The sequence below is a fragment of the Nonomuraea sp. NPDC049400 genome, from assembly GCF_044466425.1.
GTDB lineage: Bacteria > Actinomycetota > Actinomycetes > Streptosporangiales > Streptosporangiaceae > Nonomuraea.
The window spans coordinates 175,688-192,741 of the sequence record NZ_JBITMP010000017.1 but is presented as its reverse complement, the minus strand read 5'-3'; the positions used below and the strand labels follow the sequence as shown (position 1 = coordinate 192,741).

At 70.4% G+C, this 17,054-nt stretch carries 16 protein-coding genes; 7 read left to right on the top strand and 9 right to left on the bottom strand.

Translation table 11 applies throughout. The features are described from left to right. Nucleotides 1–45: 45 nt before the first annotated feature. The 3 genes from ACIBVN_RS27195 to ACIBVN_RS27185 form a co-directional block, all read right to left on the bottom strand. Nucleotides 46–2,274 carry a hypothetical protein gene (locus ACIBVN_RS27195; protein ID WP_397140964.1) on the bottom strand — a complete coding sequence of 743 codons (2,229 nt, stop codon included), beginning with the start codon at nt 2,272–2,274 and terminating at the stop codon, nt 46–48. Between the two features lie 105 nt (nt 2,275–2,379). Further along, nucleotides 2,380–3,534, bottom strand: coding sequence for a hypothetical protein (locus ACIBVN_RS27190; protein ID WP_397140962.1), 1,155 nt, complete (start codon nt 3,532–3,534; stop codon nt 2,380–2,382). A gap of 75 nt (nt 3,535–3,609) precedes the next feature. Then, entirely contained in the window at nt 3,610–4,290 is a 681-nt protein-coding gene (locus ACIBVN_RS27185) for a CAP domain-containing protein (protein WP_397140960.1), read from the bottom strand. A 385-nt stretch (nt 4,291–4,675) separates the two neighbouring features. On the opposite strand from ACIBVN_RS27185, the gene rplM reads away from it, so the two are divergent. Genes rplM through glmM form a run of 3 tightly spaced genes read left to right on the top strand, consistent with a single transcriptional unit; the run spans nt 4,676 to nt 7,018 of the window. Continuing rightward, entirely contained in the window at nt 4,676–5,119 is a 444-nt protein-coding gene (gene rplM, locus ACIBVN_RS27180; RefSeq protein ID WP_364030605.1) for a 50S ribosomal protein L13, read from the top strand. 26 nt (nt 5,120–5,145) lie between these two features. Further along, entirely contained in the window at nt 5,146–5,670 is a 525-nt protein-coding gene (gene rpsI / locus ACIBVN_RS27175; RefSeq protein ID WP_397140957.1) for a 30S ribosomal protein S9, read from the top strand. A 1-nt stretch (nt 5,671) separates the two neighbouring features. After that, on the top strand, nt 5,672–7,018 hold the full coding sequence (gene glmM, locus ACIBVN_RS27170) for a phosphoglucosamine mutase (RefSeq protein WP_397140955.1): 1,347 nt from the start codon (nt 5,672–5,674) through the stop codon (nt 7,016–7,018). 43 nt (nt 7,019–7,061) lie between these two features. On the opposite strand, the gene ACIBVN_RS27165 is transcribed toward glmM, so the two are convergent. Genes ACIBVN_RS27165 through coaA form a run of 6 tightly spaced genes read right to left on the bottom strand, consistent with a single transcriptional unit; the run spans nt 7,062 to nt 12,361 of the window. Further along, nucleotides 7,062–7,778, bottom strand: a complete 717-nt coding sequence (locus ACIBVN_RS27165; protein WP_397140953.1) for an ABC transporter permease subunit — start codon at nt 7,776–7,778, stop codon at nt 7,062–7,064. Then, on the bottom strand, nt 7,778–8,692 hold the full coding sequence (locus tag ACIBVN_RS27160; protein WP_397140951.1) for an ABC transporter ATP-binding protein: 915 nt from the start codon (nt 8,690–8,692) through the stop codon (nt 7,778–7,780). The genes ACIBVN_RS27165 and ACIBVN_RS27160 overlap by 1 nt, the downstream gene beginning before the upstream one ends. Then, a complete protein-coding gene (locus ACIBVN_RS27155) occupies nt 8,689–9,549 on the bottom strand; it encodes an ABC transporter permease (protein WP_397140949.1) in 861 nt (286 codons plus the stop codon). The genes ACIBVN_RS27160 and ACIBVN_RS27155 overlap by 4 nt, the downstream gene beginning before the upstream one ends. Next, on the bottom strand, nt 9,542–10,450 hold the full coding sequence (locus ACIBVN_RS27150) for an ABC transporter ATP-binding protein (RefSeq protein WP_397140947.1): 909 nt from the start codon (nt 10,448–10,450) through the stop codon (nt 9,542–9,544). Before ACIBVN_RS27150 ends, ACIBVN_RS27155 begins: the two co-directional genes overlap by 8 nt. 39 nt (nt 10,451–10,489) lie before the next feature. Continuing rightward, nucleotides 10,490–11,425 (bottom strand): DUF389 domain-containing protein, encoded by a 936-nt coding sequence (locus ACIBVN_RS27145; RefSeq protein ID WP_397140945.1) that lies wholly within the window; start codon nt 11,423–11,425, stop codon nt 10,490–10,492. A 33-nt stretch (nt 11,426–11,458) separates the two neighbouring features. Continuing rightward, nucleotides 11,459–12,361, bottom strand: a complete 903-nt coding sequence (coaA, locus tag ACIBVN_RS27140) for a type I pantothenate kinase (RefSeq protein WP_397141002.1) — start codon at nt 12,359–12,361, stop codon at nt 11,459–11,461. A 195-nt stretch (nt 12,362–12,556) separates the two neighbouring features. Here coaA and ACIBVN_RS27135 point away from each other — a divergent pair, with 195 nt between their 5' ends. The 4 genes from ACIBVN_RS27135 (at nt 12,557) to alr (ending at nt 17,023) form a co-directional block, all read left to right on the top strand. Next, nucleotides 12,557–13,960 carry an alkaline phosphatase PhoX gene (locus tag ACIBVN_RS27135; protein ID WP_397140943.1) on the top strand — a complete coding sequence of 468 codons (1,404 nt, stop codon included), beginning with the start codon at nt 12,557–12,559 and terminating at the stop codon, nt 13,958–13,960. Nucleotides 13,961–13,973: 13 nt separating this feature from the next. Then, nucleotides 13,974–14,324, top strand: a complete 351-nt coding sequence (locus tag ACIBVN_RS27130; RefSeq protein ID WP_349446714.1) for a holo-ACP synthase — start codon at nt 13,974–13,976, stop codon at nt 14,322–14,324. A 9-nt stretch (nt 14,325–14,333) separates the two neighbouring features. Next, on the top strand, nt 14,334–15,779 hold the full coding sequence (locus ACIBVN_RS27125; protein ID WP_397140940.1) for an NAD(P)H-hydrate dehydratase: 1,446 nt from the start codon (nt 14,334–14,336) through the stop codon (nt 15,777–15,779). A 110-nt stretch (nt 15,780–15,889) separates the two neighbouring features. Then, entirely contained in the window at nt 15,890–17,023 is a 1,134-nt protein-coding gene (gene alr, locus ACIBVN_RS27120; RefSeq protein WP_397141000.1) for an alanine racemase, read from the top strand. The last annotated feature ends 31 nt before the right edge of the window (nt 17,024–17,054 follow it).

Sequence of the window (17,054 nt, the reverse complement as noted above, 5' to 3'; positions counted from 1 at the left end):
ATTGCCGAGCTCCGCTCGGGGGACCCGGATGTCCTTGCTGTGGCGTCAGCCCTTGGTGACGCGGCGTTCGAGGACGAGTGAGGTCTGGTCGCGCAACGCCTGGCTCACCTTGGGCAGCGTCTTGTCCTTCGACTCGGGCGTGTGGCCGTCGGCGTACGTGGCGTAGCTGAAGACGATGTAGCGGCCCCACACCATGCCGGCCGCGTAGCCGCCCGCTATGTGCACCCGCTCGCCGCCTGAGCCCGCGGCGCCGGGGAGCGGGCGGAACCAGATGTTGCGGGTGAGGTTCTTGGCCTGGTCGGCGGCTGCCGCCGCGTCCTTGTCCGGTAGGACCGCTATGCCGGTGGTGACGGCGTAGCGGTGCTTGCTGTCGACGTACGTGGCCCTGAGCACGCGACCGCACTTCTGCTCCTTCAGCGCGTCGGCGAAGGCCCCCATGGCGACCTTGTCGCAGCTCGTCTCCATGTCGGCCTTGACCCTGGTGAACGTCGTGCCCGCCGCGCTCACCTTCTTCTTCGGGAACGCCTCGGACAGCGACAACTTCTGCGGGTCGGTCTGCTCGGAGTTGAGGATCGACGTGCCGCCGGCAGCGTCTGCGGGCCCGGTGGACGGCAGCTCGGAGCTCGCCTGCCCGGACGCGCTGGGCCGGGCGGCGACCGAGGTGGGCGCGGGGGAGCTCACGGCCTGGTAGGCGAAGAACCCGCCGGTGGCCACCCCGGCCAGGGCGAGGGCGCCCAACGTGACGAACAGGGCGCGCTTGCTCCTGCCGGGCGGTGCGGGCGGCGGGGGCGGCATCTGGAACGGGGGCTGTTTGAACGCTCCAGTCGGGTACGCGGGGCCGCCCCCTGGGGGAGGTGACTTCTGCCCCCAGGTGTCCCGAGGGAACGGGAGGTCGGGCAGTTTGGCCTCGGCGGGCGAGGTCGGCGGCCAGACGGGTACGTCGCTTGGCTCCGCCGGCCGGACCAGCGCATTGGCCGGGTCGGAGAGCGAGATCGGCGGAGTGTCGCGTTTGGCGGCTTTGGGGTCGAAGTAGTGGGCCGGTTGCCTGGTGTCGTGGGGGGACTTCTCCGGTGGTCCTGCGGGGCCCTCGTGGGCCGGTGGCCGGGTCTCCTCCTGCGGCGGGGCGACCGGGGCGGCGAGGGGGACACTGCCCGCCTGCTTGGACGGAGGGGCGTCGTCCGGCTTGGCGGCGCCGGAGGCAGGCGGGTGCTGAGTGCCTTCGGGTTGCTGCGGGGAGCCTTCGCGCTGCTGTGGGGAGGCGGCTCCTGCCTTGGGAGCGGCTTCCTGAGCGGACGGCTTGGCGGACGCTTGCTGGGCGGACGCCTGTTGGGCCAGTTCCCGTCGCGCCGTTTCCGGGTCGAAGAAGTGGGCCGGGCGGGTGAAGCCCTCCGGGTTGGTGGCGTTCGGGTCGAAGGGGGCGCCCGGCTCGTCGTTGTCGGGCTCGGCCACCAGCTCGCCCGTCGCGGCGGGCCAGGGCGGCATGGCGTGCGGGTCGCTGATGGGCGCGGGCCATGCCGGCATGCCCGCCGCGGCGGCGGTGAACGCCGGCGGGGGCTCCCAGGGCGGCGCGCCGGGCACGACGGGCTCGCCTGGCCAGGCACCAGGCTCCGCATCCGCCTCCGGCTCGGCCCACGGCCGGATCGTGCGTGCCTGCTCGGCCCGCTCCCGATCGACCGGCGGACGCTCCGACTGGCCGGAGGGCGTGCGACCTGGGCGGTCCAGCTCGGCGGACGGCTGCTCGGCCGGCGGGAGTCCTGGGCGGGTCTGGTGCCGGTCGGCTGGTGGGAGGTCCGGGTCGGTCTGGTCGGCGGATGGCCGGTCGGCCGGTGGAGGTCCTGGGTGGGTCTGGTCGGAGAGCGGGATGAACGGCCGTAGCCCGCCCGGGCGGGTGGGCTCGGCTTCGTCGGCGAACCAGTCGTACGGTGCGGCGTCGTCCGCCGAGATCTCCCACGGCTGTGTGCCGGGCGGCTCGTCCGGATCGGGCAGGTCCGGCGGCGGTCCCTGGAAGACGGGAATGGCAGGCCGCCCCCCGGCGTCCGGCGCCTCGCCGGGCGGGCTGGACGCCGCGTCGTCGGCGAAGCCACCTGCCGCACCTTCGGCGGAACTACGCGCTGCGCCATCGGCGGAGCCGCGCGCTGCCTCGTCGGCAGGAGCGAACGCCGATGGCGTGTCTTGCCCGCTGGTCTGCCCGAAGCTCGGCGGTGGCGTCACTGGGGCGGCCGAGTCGTCGGCTTCCCTGTGATCGTGCTCGGACCCGGGTTCCTGGCCACGCATAAGGGCGAGCCTAGCGAGAGTAGCGAGATCGTTATGTCGGTATGAGCGTTCCCAGGGGGATCCCGCATCCCGTTTGGCTGCCTAACGCGCTCAAAGACCGATTTGCTACAGGGGGCTTCCGGTCAGCGTCCGGTTGTCCAGGGCCTTGAAGACCGTCGCCTTGGTGATGTCGTTGATGGCGGCGAAGAGCTGCTTGGAGCCCTTCTTGTCCGGCTTCGTGCCGTCCTTGTTCTGGAACCAGACCATGATCGCGTAGTGGCCGTGCGTCCAGATCTTGGCCCCGCCGGCGCCCGAACCGAGCTGTTTGGTGACACTGTCCTTGCCTGCCAGCGGCTTCACGTAGTTGGTCGTGCTGCCGACCTTGGCCACCTTGGCCGCCGACTTGCTGGTCTTGAGGTTGGCCACGCCGATCGTGCCGATCACCTTGCCGGACTTGTCGCGGAAGCTCGCGCGTACGAGCTGGGTGCACTTGCCGGACTTGAGGGCCTTCTTCAGTGCGTCGCCCAGGGCGCCGTCACTGCACTTCTTGTCCTTGCTGGTGATCGTCATCTCGTACGCCCGGCCCTCGACGGCGAACTTCTTCTTCTTGCCGAAGATCTCCTTGACCGTGATCGGCTCGGGGTCCGTGGAGCGCTCGGCCGCGAAGCCGTACTTGCCGGGAGGGGCCGAGGGGAGCGGCGCGGAGGTCTGGCGCGGGGTGGAGGTCTGGGCGGTGACGGGCCCGTCGGCGTTCCACATCAGCACGAGGCCGCCGCCGAGCAGGCCGAGCACGGCGATGCCGCCGATGGCGAACCACAGCGGGGCGCGCGAGCGCGGGCCCTCGTCGTATGGGCTCCAGCCCACCCGGCTCTGCGGCGCCTTGTCGGACTTGCTCTGAGACGTCTTCTCGGACGTGCTCTGAGAAAACGTCTCGTCGGAGTCACTGGCGGCGCGCTCCTTGCGGGAACGGCGGGAACGCTTCGGAGCCTCGGCGCCACCGGGATCATCCGGCCCGCCGGGCCCGCCGGGACCGCCAGGCCCGCCGGGACCGCCGGGACCGCCTGGCCAGCCCGGACCGTCCGGGCCGCCGAGCGCGGGGGGACCGGCGTGAGAGCCTGGAGCTCCTGGGCCGCCGGGGCCCTCGGGGCCGCCGCCGGGAAAGCCGGGACCGCCCGGTCCCTCAGGGCCGCCGGGAAAGCCCTGAGCAGGGGGAACGCCCGGACCGCCCGGCGTGCGGGGACCGCCTTGAGCACCCCGGCCGTTGCCCGCAGGTTGGAACATGCTCCCCATCCCGTAGGGGGCGCCGTTTTCACGTCCTTCGGGAAAACCCATGCGGCGACATTACCGTGATGTTCGTCATCGGGTTCCGAAGTCCTGAGTCCACCATGGCCCGTCCGGGCCTGACGCGACGCCCACGCCGATGGCCTTCAGGTCGCAGTCGAGGATGTTCTTGCGGTGGTCACGGCTGTCGAGCCAGCCGCGCACCGCCTCTTCGGCGGTGCTGTATCCGGCGCCGATGTTCTCCGCGGCGCCCCAGTGGTATCCGGCGCGCTCCATCCGGTCCCACGGGGAGGAGCCGTCGGGGGAGTTGTGGCCGAGCTGCCTGGTGCTCGCCATCTCCAGTGAGTGCGCACGCGCGGAGCGGGTGAGCGCCGCGTCCACCCTGAGCGCCCCGCAGCCGTGCCTGGACCTGGCGGAGTTGGTGAGCGAGACGACCTTGGCCGCCAGTCCAGGCAGCACCTGCACGCCGGTGCTGCCGTCGCTGAGCATCGCCGGGTTGTCCTGGCTGTTGAACCCGGGGATCTGGCCCTCGGGCGTCCTGGTGACCCTGGGAGTGGTCCTGCCGCGCGGCGCGCTCTTGGTGGTGAGCTTCCTCGGGATCATCTCGGCCTGCTGCTGCGCCTTCTTGGCCGCCGTCGGCGCGGGGTTGGCAGTGGCGGCGGCGGGCGGGATGGTCTCGTTGAGGTAGACGTGGCGGGCCGGGTCGGCGTCGTCGCTCAGCCGGCCGATCAGTACGCCGGTGAACAGCACAGCCATGAGGCAGGCGAGCACCCCCAGGTGATTCCGGCGCCGAGCGCCTCGCTGGGTTGGCCGGGGGTGAGAGTTCTGCCGCATACCGCCGCTAACGATAGGGATGTCTGGTCTTGGGAATGAAGAGGTCCCAGGGAAACGAAACCGAACCGTTCTGCGGTCAGGTAAACTCGCTCCGGGTTACCGGTCATTTTGACCTGCGCGCCTATGGGCGGGTAGCTTAGGTTCGTTGTGTGCATAGGTCCCGCGAGACCAATGCGCGGCGCGTCCGGCGTCATCTCCCGTGTTGAGGAGACGGAAGGTCCGGGCCGTCGTGTGCCCGCACCGACCGACCAATGTAGCTGTCACATCCGACAGCGCCGAAGACGCGAGCATAAAGAAGGCTACGACCGTGCGCACGTACTCACCGAAGCCCGCCGACGTCCAGCGTCAGTGGTACGTCATCGACGCGACCGATGTCGTGCTGGGCCGGCTGGCCAGCCACGTCGCGACCCTGCTCCGCGGCAAGCACAAGCCGATCTTCGCTCCCCACGTCGACACCGGTGACTTCGTCATCGTCATCAACGCGGACAAGGTCGCGCTCAGTGGCAACAAGCTTGAGCAGAAGAAGGCGTACCGCCACTCGGGCTACCCGGGCGGTCTGCGTTCCGTCACGTACGGCGAGCTCATGGAGAAGCGGCCGGACAAGGCCGTCGAGAAGGCCGTCAAGGGCATGCTTCCCAAGAACTCCCTCGGCCGGAAGATGGCGAAGAAGCTGAAGGTCTACGCGGGTTCCGAGCACCCGCACCAGGCCCAGCAGCCGGTGCAGTTCCAGATCACCCAGATCGCCCAGTAGTAGTTCGAAAGATTTAGAGGAGAACCGTGGCTGAGCCCACCGGTGTCGAGACGGCCGTCGTCGAGGCCGAGCTGGAGGACCTCTCCGGCGAGGACTTCCCGTCCGAGTACACCACCGAGTCCGCCGCCAGCGCCGACGCGCCCGTCCGCAAGCCCGTCACCACGGGCAACTCGTACGGCACCGGCCGCCGCAAGGAGGCGATCGCCCGCGTGCGCATCGTCCCCGGCACCGGCAAGTGGACGATCAACGGTCGTTCGCTGGACGTCTACTTCCCGAACAAGGTCCACCAGCAGATCGTCAACGAGCCCTTCGTGGTGCTCGGCGCCGAGGAGGCGTTCGACGTCATCGCGCGCATCGACGGCGGTGGCGTGACCGGCCAGGCCGGCGCGCTGCGCATGGGCCTGTCCCGCGCCCTGGCGATCCTGGACGTCGAGGTCAACCGTCCGCCGCTGAAGAAGGCCGGCTTCCTCACCCGTGACGCCCGCGCCACGGAGCGGAAGAAGTACGGCCTCAAGAAGGCCCGCAAGGCTCCGCAGTACAGCAAGCGCTAAATTGGCGCGCCTTTTCGGCACCGACGGGGTACGTGGGGTCGCCGGCCGCGACCTCACGGCGCAGCTCGCCATGGACCTTTCGGTCGCGGCGGCTCACGTCCTCGGCGATGCCGGCGCGTTCGCCGCCACCGGGCGCCGACCGGTGGCGGTCGTAGGCCGGGACCCGCGTGCCTCGGGAGAGTTTCTCGAGGCCGCCGTGGTCGCCGGCCTCGCGGCGTCTGGTGTGGACGTGCTACGCCTCGGCGTACTGCCCACCCCGGCCGTCGCCCACCTCACCGCCGCGCTCGGCGCCGACCTCGGCGTCATGCTGTCGGCCTCGCACAATCCGGCGCCTGACAACGGCATCAAGTTCCTGGCCCGCGGCGGCTTCAAGCTGTCCGACGCGGTCGAGGACGAGATCGAGCGGCGGCTGGGCGAGGAGTGGACCTTTCCCGTCGGCTCCGGCGTGGGCCGGGTGCGGGAGGCGTACGGTGAGGCCAACCGGTACATCTCTCACGTGCTGACCACGATGAGCGCCGCGCTCGACGGTCTCAGCATCGTGGTCGACTGCGCCCACGGCGCCGCGCACATGGTGGCCCCCGAGGCGCTGGTGCGCGCGGGCGCCAGGGTCGAGTCCATCGGCGCGCGGCCCGACGGCCTCAACATCAACGCCGGCCACGGCTCCACCCACCTGGACAAGCTCCAGCAGGTGGTCGTGTCGCGCGGAGCCGACCTCGGCGTGGCCTACGACGGTGACGCCGACCGCTGCCTGGCGGTCGACCACACGGGCGCGATCATCGACGGCGACCACATCATGGCCATCCTCGCCGCCGCCATGCACGGCGAGGGCCTGCTGGCCAAGGACACCGTGGTGGCGACCGTGATGTCCAACCTGGGCTTCAAGCTGGCCATGCGCGAGGCGGGCATCACCGTGGTGGAGACCGCGGTGGGCGACCGTTACGTGCTCGAGCGCATGAAGTCCGAGGGCTACAACCTGGGCGGCGAGCAGTCGGGCCACGTCATCATGCTCGACCACGCGACCACCGGCGACGGCCTGCTCACCTCGCTCCACCTGCTGGGCGTGGTGGCCAAGTCGGGCGTGCCGCTGAAGGAGCTGGCCTCGGTGATGACGCCGCTGCCGCAGATCCTGATCAACATCAAGGGAGTGGACAAGGGCAAGGCCTCGGCGCCCGACCTCCTGGCCGCCGTCGCGGAGGCGGAGGCGGAGCTGGGGGAGACGGGCCGGGTCCTGATCAGGCCGAGCGGCACCGAGCCGATGATCCGCGTCATGGTGGAGGCCGCGTCGGAGGAGCACGCCACCCAGGTGGCGGACCGCCTCGCCGACGTCGTACGCAAGGTCTGCGCCTGAGCGTCTCTTCGTGACGGCCCGCGGGATGATCCCGCGGGCCGTTTCATTCGTCTCCGGTGAGCGAGAAGACCCGCAGCCGCTGGCCTGCCAGCAGGACACCGACGACCGTGACGACGATCAGGGCGGGTACGGCGAAGCTCAGGGCGACGTCGGCCTCGATGAAGGCCGAGTCGGAGATCTGCTTGGCTATCGTCTGACCCCACTGCTGGATCGAGAACTTGCGGGCGCCCGGCATGAAGCCGCCCACCACGCTCTCCCAGACGAGGGCGTAGATGATGCCGATCGTGACCGCGTGCCGGGTGACGACGCCCAGCAGGAGGAAGACGGCGGCGTACGCGATGCCGGCGACCAGGGCTCCCAGGGCGAAACCCGGGGCGATGCCGTCCTCGTTCCCGGCCAGGATCCAGGCCGCCACGTAGGTGGGCACGGCGCCGAACAGGGCCATCAGCGAGACCGCCACGAGGAACTTCGTCTGGACGATGACCGGGCGGGAGATCGGCTTGGACATCAGGTGGATGATCGTGCCGTCGTCGATCTCCGGGGCGATGACGCCCGTGCCCGCGATCAGGCCCAGCAGCGGGAGCATGGTGCCGATGGCGAACTTCTGCATCAGCTCCACGGCCGCGAACTGGTCGCCTCCGGCGAGCACGCGGAAGAGCACGGCCAGCCCGATCAGGGCCAGGGGGAGCAGGAGGAGCAGGATGATGCGGCGCCGCCCGAGCAAGGCGCGGTACGTGATGCCCGCGACGGTTGTGTTCATCAGGTGCTCCTGTTGATCAGGTAGGAGAAGACGCTCTCCAGGTCCTCGTCCGCCGGGGAGACCTGGTGCAGGTGTACGCCCTGCGCCTGGGCCACCCGGGGGAGCAGCCACGCGAAGCGGCGGAACTCATCGGCCTGGACCTCGAGACCGTCGGGGCGGAGGGTGATGCCGCCCGTCGAGTGGTCGCGGATGAGGGCGGCGGCGAGCTTCCTGTCGTCGCTCGAACGGATCATGAACAGATGGGGCCTGTCGGTCATCAGACGCCGGATCTCGCGGAAGTTGCCCGACGCCGCGTGCCGCCCCGCCACCAGGACCTCGATGTGCTGGGCGACCCGTTCGACCTCCTCCAGGATGTGGGAGCTGAACAGGATCGTCTTGCCCGCCGTGCCCATGGCGCGGATCAGGTCCATCAGGTGGAGCCGCTGGCGGGGGTCCATGCCGTTGAACGGCTCGTCGAGCAGGAGCACCGGCGGGTCGTGGACGAGCGCCGCGGCCACCTTGACGCGCTGGCGCATGCCCTTCGAGTACGTCTCCACGCGCCGGTCCTTGGGCTCCTCCATCTCGACCGTCGCCAGGGCCTTGCGGGCCGCTTCGACAGGATCGCTCAGCCCGTGCAGGCGGGCGGCGGAGAGGACGAACTGCCATCCGGTGAGGAAGCCATACACGCCCTCCCGCTCCGGAACCAGACCGATATTTCGGTAGATGTGGTGGTTTTTCCAGACCTGAGTGCCGTCCAGCGTGACAGAGCCGCCTGACGGGGCCAGGAAGCCCGCCATCATGTGGAGGAGCGTGGACTTGCCCGCACCGTTGGGGCCGAGCAGGCCCGTGACGCCCGGGCCGATCGTCATGGTGACGTCGTTGACCGCCACCACGTTGCCGTACCAGCGGGAAACCTGCGACAGCTCCATCTTCACCGCGAGGCCGCCTTCCTGTAGCGCAGCGCGAGGGCGGCCAGGGCGAGTGCCACCAGCAGCACGAGGATCGCCACCGAGGCCGGGCCACTCGGGTAGGCGGCGCTCTCGATGGAGTGCGGCGGAGTGCCGAACAGCCAGGACTGTACGGAGTCCACCAACCAGAACGGGTTGGCCAGCCAGGCCCAGGCGGCCGCGGACTCGTAGCCGGAGTTGTAGAGCATCCCGTAGGTCAACGGCACCGACGCCACCGACAGCAGGTAGACCACGATCACCGACGCCACCCCGAGCCCGCGCCGCGGTGTGAACGAGGCCAGCGCCAGCCCGAACGCCGACAGCAGCACGGCCAGCGCCAGCGCCATGAGCACCGCGCCCAGGTACTCCCCAGTGGCCGGCGGCCCGGGCATGTCCACCACCAGCTCGCCGACGTAGATCAATGTCATGGGCACCGCCACCAGCAGGAAGAGTGCCAGGGTCATGGCCGCGACCTTGGCGCCCACGTACTCGGCGATCGAGACCGGACGTGACAGGTAGAGCGGCAGCACGCGGTAGCGCAGGTCGGGCGCGACGACGGTGGGCGCCTGCGAGGCCAGGAAGACCGCCACCACGGCCTGCATGATGACGGCGAAGCCGCTGTAGGGCAGGATGCGCTGCTGGGCCAAAGCCATCGTCGCGATGGTCACGACGGTCGGCAGCAGCATGATGGCGAAGAGGGAGAACGGCATGATCTTGCTGCGGGCGGTGCGCCCGAGGCCGAAGATGCCGCGCAGGCTGTGGACGGTCAGCGCCCTGGTCGAGTAGCCGCGGCCGAGCCGGGGTCCGTCGTAGTGGCGGTAGCCGATGTCGTAGATCTCAGACACCTGCGGCCTCCTCCCTGAAGACGTCCTCGATGCGGTGACGTCCCTGTTCGAGGCGGATGAGGCAGAGGTCCAGATCGACGGCGGCGTCCCTGATCGCGTCGAACGTCTCTGTGCCGAGCACCTTGACCACCAGCAGGCGGCCCTGCTGGGAGACGGTCTGCCCGACCTCGGTCAGGCGGGCGGCCAGCGGCTCCAGGCCGTCCTCGACCTCGACCGTGACGGCCTGCGTGGCCTGGGTGAACTCGCCGATCGCCGACGAGCGCAGCAGCCGCCCGGCGTCGATGACGATCACGTGGTCGCAGATCCGCTCCAGCTCCCCCAGCAGGTGGGAGGTGACCAGCACACTGATGCCGAACTCGGTGCCGATGCGCCTGATCAGCGTCAGCATCTCGTCGCGGCCGCGCGGGTCGAGGCCGTTGGTGGGCTCGTCGAGGAAGATCAGCTTGGGGTCGTGCACGAGAGCCTGGGCCAGCTTGACGCGCTGCTTCATGCCCGTGGAGTAGCCCCCGACGGCACGGTAGCGCTCTTCTGCCAGGCCGACGTGGCGCAGCACGTCGGCCGCGCGCTCGCGGGCGGCAGTGCGCGGCAGGCCGGACATCTGTGCGAGGTGGACGACTAACTCGGTGGCGGAGACGTCGGGCGGGAGGCACTCATGCTCGGGCATGTAGCCGACGAGCCTGCGGATCTCGGCGCCCTGCGCGGTCACGTCCAGATCGAGCACCTTGGCGGTGCCGCCGGTGGGCGGCAGCAGGCCGAGCAGGATCTTGATCAGTGTCGACTTGCCCGCGCCGTTCGCCCCGACCAGACCGGTGACCCCGGGCCCCACGGTGACCGTGAGTTGATCGACCGCGGTGACGGTGGGGAAGCGTTTGGTCAGCCCCTCGGTGGCGAGGATGTGCATGTGCCCGACCGTACCCGGCGGGCGGGGCCGCCGCCTCGTTCAGACGGATGAACGCCGTCCTACTTGAGGCCAGAATTTCCGCTGGACCAGCAGCGTGCCGGTGCCCGCGATGACCATGCCGAGGATGTTGACCGCGAGCTGCGACACCGAGCCGGAGACCTCTTGCCAGTCGGCGAGCGCCAGCGCGACGGCCACGTAGCCGGCCGCGGGCACCGTGGTGACCGAGATGAAGACGCCGACCAGGGCCGACGACTTGCCCGCCGTGATCGACAGCACCCCGGCCGCGCCGGCGAGCAGAGCCACGATGAACGACCACCGGTCCGGCTTGACGATGAACTGCACCTCCTCGTTCCTGACGAGGTGGCCGATGTCGATCCAGTCGAGCCAGTTCGAGACCAGCGCGCAGGCGAACGTGATCGCGATCGCCACCGCGAACCCGACGACCAGCGTCCTGAACGAGCCGATGACCAGGCGCCATCTGCGGTGCAGCAGTCCGAAGCAGATGGCCGCGACCGCGCCGAACTCCGGCCCGAGCACCATCGCGCCGACGATCAGGATGGGTGAGTTCTGCAGGATGCCGATGCCGGCGATCTGCGTGGCGATGGCCAGGAAGGCCAGGTACGCCCACGTGATGCGGGAGTCGGCGCGCACCCTGTGCGCCAGCTCCTCCCACACCACGGCGTCGTCGGGCTCGCCAGGCGCCTCGTCGACCGCGTCCGCCGCGGCCTTGGACAGCGACAGATCGACCTGCTCGATGGCGATGGAGCCCTCCGTCTCCAGCCACTTGAGCCTGTCCAGCACCTCGTTCGCCGACTCGCGGGCCGCGTCGCAGAGGATCACGTCGCCGACCGGCTCACGGGCGGCGCCGGGCAGGACGACGATGTTGGTGACGCCTGTGCAGTCCGTCAACATCGCCGTCGCCTCTTCGGTGCGTGCGGTGGGGCTGATCAGTCGCAGATGAAGCACGCACGCCATTGTGGTCTATCGGACGTCGGTTCCTTTGGGGGGTCAGGTTTGGCGGAGGCGTACTCGCCTGACCGAGTGGTCGGCGCCTTTCTGGAGCACGAGGTCGGCGCGGCCCCTGGTGGGGGCGATGTTCTCGATCAGGTTGCGCTCGTTGATGTCGCGCCAGACGTTGACCGCGAAGGTCGTGGCCTCGTCGTAGGAAAGCTCCGCGATGTGCCGGAAGTACGACTTCGGGTCCTCGAAGGCGGTGCGGCGGAGCTTGTGGAAGCGGTCGACGTACCAGGTGCGGATGTCCTCGACCTTGGCGTCCACGTAGATGGAGAAGTCGAAGTAGTCGTTGACCGCGAGGGACGTGGGCGGGGCGGGCTGGAGGACGTTGAGCCCTTCGATGATCAAGATATCCGGACTTTTCACGACCTGAGTGGCACCGGGCACTATGTCGTACTCCAGGTGGCTGTAGACCGGCGCGTGGGCCGCGGCCGTCCCCGCCTTCACCTCAGCCACGAACCTGACCAGCGCCCTGCGGTCATAGCTCTCCGGGAAGCCCTTGCGGTGCATGATGCCCTTGGCCTCCAGCACCGCGTTCGGGTAGAGGAAGCTGTCGGTGGTGACCAGCTCCACGTGCGGGTGCTCGGGCCAGCGGGCCAGCAGCGTGTGCAGCAGCCGCGCCGTCGTCGACTTGCCCACCGCGACGCTGCCCGCGATGCCCAGGATGTACGGGACGCGCTGCTCGGGATGGCCCAGGAAAGCGCTCAGCACGCTGCTGCGCTGCTTGGACCCGGTGAAGTGCAGGTTGAGCAGCCGGGTGAGGGGGAGGTAGATGTCGGTGACTTCGGTGAGATCGATGGGATCATCGACGCCGCGAAGCTCTTCCAGCTCGTCTGCGGTGAGAGTCAAGGGCGTGTTCTTGCGGAGCTCGCTCCACTGCTCCCTGCTCAGTTCCACGTAGCCGTTGTTCACCTAGGCAGCCTAGCGATGAGGGACAAACCGGATCATGGCCGGGGCACTCCCCGCGAGATCCACAGCCTGTGGATAAAGACGGGGGATTACCGAGACTCAGTTCGGGGAAAGGTAAGGCGTCTTGCTGAATGACATGTCTGACGATGTGCCGGCGGCTACTGTTCGGGGCTGGGAGGTCTCATGGACCGTCGTCGCTTCATCGCCAATGTGATCGCCGTCGCCGGGCCTTTCGCCGGCGTCGCCTGCGCGGGAGCGCAGGGGGGCGTCAAGCCCGTGCCGGGGTACGGACGGCTGAAGCCGGTGGCCGACCTGCGTGACGGGAAGGTGCGGCTGCACCTGCCCGACGGGTTCAGGTACCGCTCGTTCAGCGCCGCGGGCGAGAAGTTCAGCGACGGCTCGGAGGTGCCCGGCAGGCACGACGGCATGGCGGCCTTCTCGGGGCCGGACGGCAGCGCCATCCTGATCCGCAACCACGAGGTCAACGGGCCCGTCGGCGCGTTCGGCGACAAGGACAAGGCGTACGACCCGATGGCCGGTGGCGGCACCTCGACGCTGCGCGTCACCCGCCACGGCGAGGTGATCAAGAGCGCGCCCTCGCTGAACGGCACCATGATGAACTGCTCGGGCGGTCCCATGGCGTGGCGGGCCTGGGTGAGCTGCGAGGAGACGGTCAACGGCCCCGACGTGGCCGACGACTTCTCCGGCGGCGACAACTCCAAACTCACGCAGAAGCACGGCTACCTCTTCGAGGTGCCGGTCAACCGGGCCGCCAGCGCCAGGCCGATCAGGTCGGCAGGTCGGTTCCCGCACGAGTCGGTGGCGTTCGACCCCTCGACGGGCGCGCTCTACATGACCGAGGACAACTTCTCCTTCCCCTCCGGGTTCTACCGGTACCTGCCGCCGAAGCACCCCGTACAGGCCGGGCGGCTGCTCGACGGCGGCAGGCTGCAGATGCTCGCCGTCAAGGGCGCCAAGCGCAAGGACCTGTCCGCAGGGCAGCGGGCGGGGACGGCGTACGAGACGGTCTGGGTGGACATCGACGACCCCGACCCGGCCTTCACCAGCAAGCCGGCCAACGACGAGGCCGTACAGGCGGTTGGCCGGCAGGGGCGCGAGGAGGGGGCGGCCATCTTCTCCAGGCTGGAGGGGGCCGTCTTCCACCAGGGCGTCGTGTACTTCGTCTCCACCCAGGGCGGGGACACCCCGCCGGGCGACAAGCCGCCGTCCGGGTTCGGGAAGGGGCGGGGGCAGGTGTGGGCGTACGAGACGTCGAGCGGGCGGCTCAAGCTCGTCTACGAGTCGCCGCGCTCGGCCGCGCTCGACCTGCCGGACAACGTGACCGTCAGCAGGCGCGGCACGCTAGTGCTGTGCGAGGACGGCGACGGCGACAACTACCTTCGCGGGCTCACGAAATCGGGGGAGATCTTCGACTTCTGCCGTCTGGAGCCGATCTCCGGCGATCCGGGGGCGGAGTTCGCGGGCTCGACGTTCGGGCCAGGCGGCCACACGCTGTACGTCAACGTGCAGGCCAAACAGGGCAGGTCCTTCGCCATCTGGGGGCCGTGGGAGCGAGGGCTGTTTTGAGTACGCTTGGGAGATGATCCTGGGCATCGGCGTGGACGTGGTGGACATCGCCCGCTTCGAGGCGACGCTGGAGCGCACGCCGAAGCTCAGGGAGCGGCTGTTCACCGAGGCCGAGCGGGGGTTGCCGGTGCAGTCGCTGGCGGCCAGGTTCGCCGCCAAGGAGGCCGTGGCCAAGGCGCTCGGCGCGCCGGCGGGGCTGGACCACCGGGAGGCCGAGGTGCGCCGCGGCGAGGCCGGCAAACCGGAGCTGCGGATCACCGGCAGAGCCGCGGAGGTCGCCTACGACCTCGGGGTCAAGCGGTGGCACATCTCCCTCAGCCATGACGCGGGTGTGGCCGTGGCCTATGTGATCGCGGAGGGATAGCTTCGGATCATGAGGACTGCCTACACCGCCGACCAGATCAGGGGCGCCGAGCACGAGCTGATGGCGCGGCTGCCCGAGGGCACGCTCATGCAACGGGCCGCCACCGGGCTCGCCGCCGTCTGCGCCGACCTCTTGGGCAGGGTGTACGGCAAACGCGTCGTGCTCCTCGTCGGCAGCGGCGACAACGGCGGTGACGCGCTCTACGCGGGCGAGCGCCTGGCCAGGCGCGGCGCGTGGGTGGGCGCGATCCTGGCCGGGTCCAAGACGCATGAGGCGGGGCTGGCCGCGTTCCGCCAGGCCGGTGGGCGGGTCGTCGACCGGGCCTTTCTGGAGGGGGCGGACCTGATCATCGACGGGCTCGTCGGGATCGGGGCTTCCGGGGCGCTGCGGGAGCCGTACCGCGAGCTCGTCGAGGAGGCGAACGCCGCCCGCGGCCCGATCGTGGCGGTGGACGTGCCCAGCGGGGTGGACGCGAGCAGCGGGCGGGTGGACGGCGCGGCGGTGCGGGCGCGGGTGACCGTGACCATGGGGGCGTACAAGACGGGGCTGCTCGTCGATCCGGGCGCCGAGCACGCGGGCCGGGTCGAGCTGGTGGACATCGGGCTCGGGGCGTACCTGCCCGATCCCGACGTGGCGGCCCTGACCCCCGCCGACGTGGACGTCCTGCTGCCGCGCCCGGGCAAGGAGTCGGACAAGTACCGCAGGGGCGTGCTGGGCGTCGCCGCGGGGAGCGACCTGTTCACCGGCGCCGCCGTGCTGGCCGTGGGGGGCGCGCTGCGGGCCGGGGCGGGGATGGTGCGGTACGCGGGGCCGAGCGCGCCGGTCGCGCAGGTGCGTTCGCACTGGCCGGAGGCTGTGGTCACCGAGCTGGACCGGCCTTCGCTCGACGACGTGGGGCGGGTGCAGGCGTGGGTGCTCGGGCCCGGGCTGGGCACCGGGGACTGGGCGCACGAGCTGGCCGCCGGCGTGCTCGCGTCCAACGTGCCCGTGCTGATCGACGCCGACGCGCTGACGCTGGTGGCCCGGGACCGGGCGCTGCTGAGGCGGTCCGCGCCTGTGTTGATCACGCCGCACGCCGGGGAGCTGGCGCGGCTCATCCGCGCCGACCGCGACGACATCGAGGCGGCCCGGCTGGAGCACGCTCGGCGGGCCGCGGGCGAGCTGGGGGTGACCGTGCTGCTCAAGGGGTCCACCACGGTGGTGGCAGAGGACTCCCGGCCGGTACGGGTGAACGCCACCGGGACGTCCTGGCTGGCCACCGGAGGGACCGGGGACGTGCTGTCGGGGGTGACGGGGGCGCTGCTCGCCCAGGGGTTGAGCTGTTACGACGCGGCGTCCTGCGGGGCGTACCTGCACGGGCTCGCCGGCCGCCTCGCCGCCGACGGCGCACCGCTGGCCGCCGCCGACGTGGCCACGGCGATCCCCGAGGCGATCCGCGCGGTGAGCGGCACGTAAGCGCACGGCGCCGGGCGCTGGGCAATCGTTCGTCTTACGGGGTGGCCAGGGGGTGTGAATCGCGCTCGACCACGTGCGTGAGCTGCCACACTAGAAGGATGTACCACCCGATGGCCACCCCCGCCGAGGCGCGGGTCGACCTGGACGCGATCAGGCGCAACGTGGCCCTGCTCAAACAACGGGCCGGCGGCGCGGAGTTGATGGGCGCCGTCAAGGCCGACGCGTACGGGCACGGCCTGGTGCCGGTGTCCGAGGCCGTGCTGCAGGGAGGGGCGAGCCGGCTGGGCACCGCGTTCGTCAGGGAGGCGCTCACGCTGAGGGAGGGCGGCGTGACCGCGCCGATCCTGGCGTGGCTCATCACCCCGGGCGAGCCGCTGGACGAGGCGCTCGGCAACGACATCGAGCTGTCGGCCTCCGACGAGAAACTGCTCGAGGAGATCGCCGCGGCGGCACGGCGCACGGGACGCGTCGCCAAGCTGCATCTGGAGGCCGACACCGGCATGAGCAGGGGCGGCGCCCCGCTGGCCGGCTGGCCGGGGCTGCTGGATCAGGCGATGCGGTTGCGGGCCGAGGGCGTCATCGAGATCGTCGGGCTCTGGTCACACTTCGCCTGCGCCGACATTCCCGGCCATCCCTCGATCGGGCAGCAGCTGGAGGCGTACAAGACGGCGCTGAAGCTGGCAGAGCAGGTGGGCGCGGCGGGCTCCCAAGTGATCAGGCACCTGGCCAACTCCGCCGCCACCGTGACCCTCCCCGAGGCGCACTACGACATGGTCAGGCCGGGCATCGCGATGTACGGCCTGAGCCCCATCCCGGAGCTGGGCGACTTCGGCCTCCGGCAGGCGATGACGCTGGTCGCACGGGTCGGGCTGGTCAAGCGGGTGCCGGAGGGCTCGGGGGTGTCATACGCTCACCTGTACGTCACCGAGCGCGAGACCACACTCGGCCTCGTGCCGCTCGGATACGCGGACGGCATTCTCCGGCACGCGACGGGGCGGGCCGAGGTGCTGGCGGGCGGTCGGCGCAGATCGATCGCCGGCCGGGTCTGCATGGACCAGTTCATGATCGACATGGGCGACGACGCGCTGTCGGCAGGGGACGAGGTCGTGCTGTTCGGGCCAGGTGACGAGGGCGAGCCGACCGCTCAGGAGTGGGCGGATAATCTCGGCACGATCACGCATGAGATCGTGACCAGGATCGGCTCGCGCGTGCCGCGGGTCTACGAGCACAGGCGTTCGGAGTGACGACGGGCACCTCCCGGCGGGCATGAGCGGA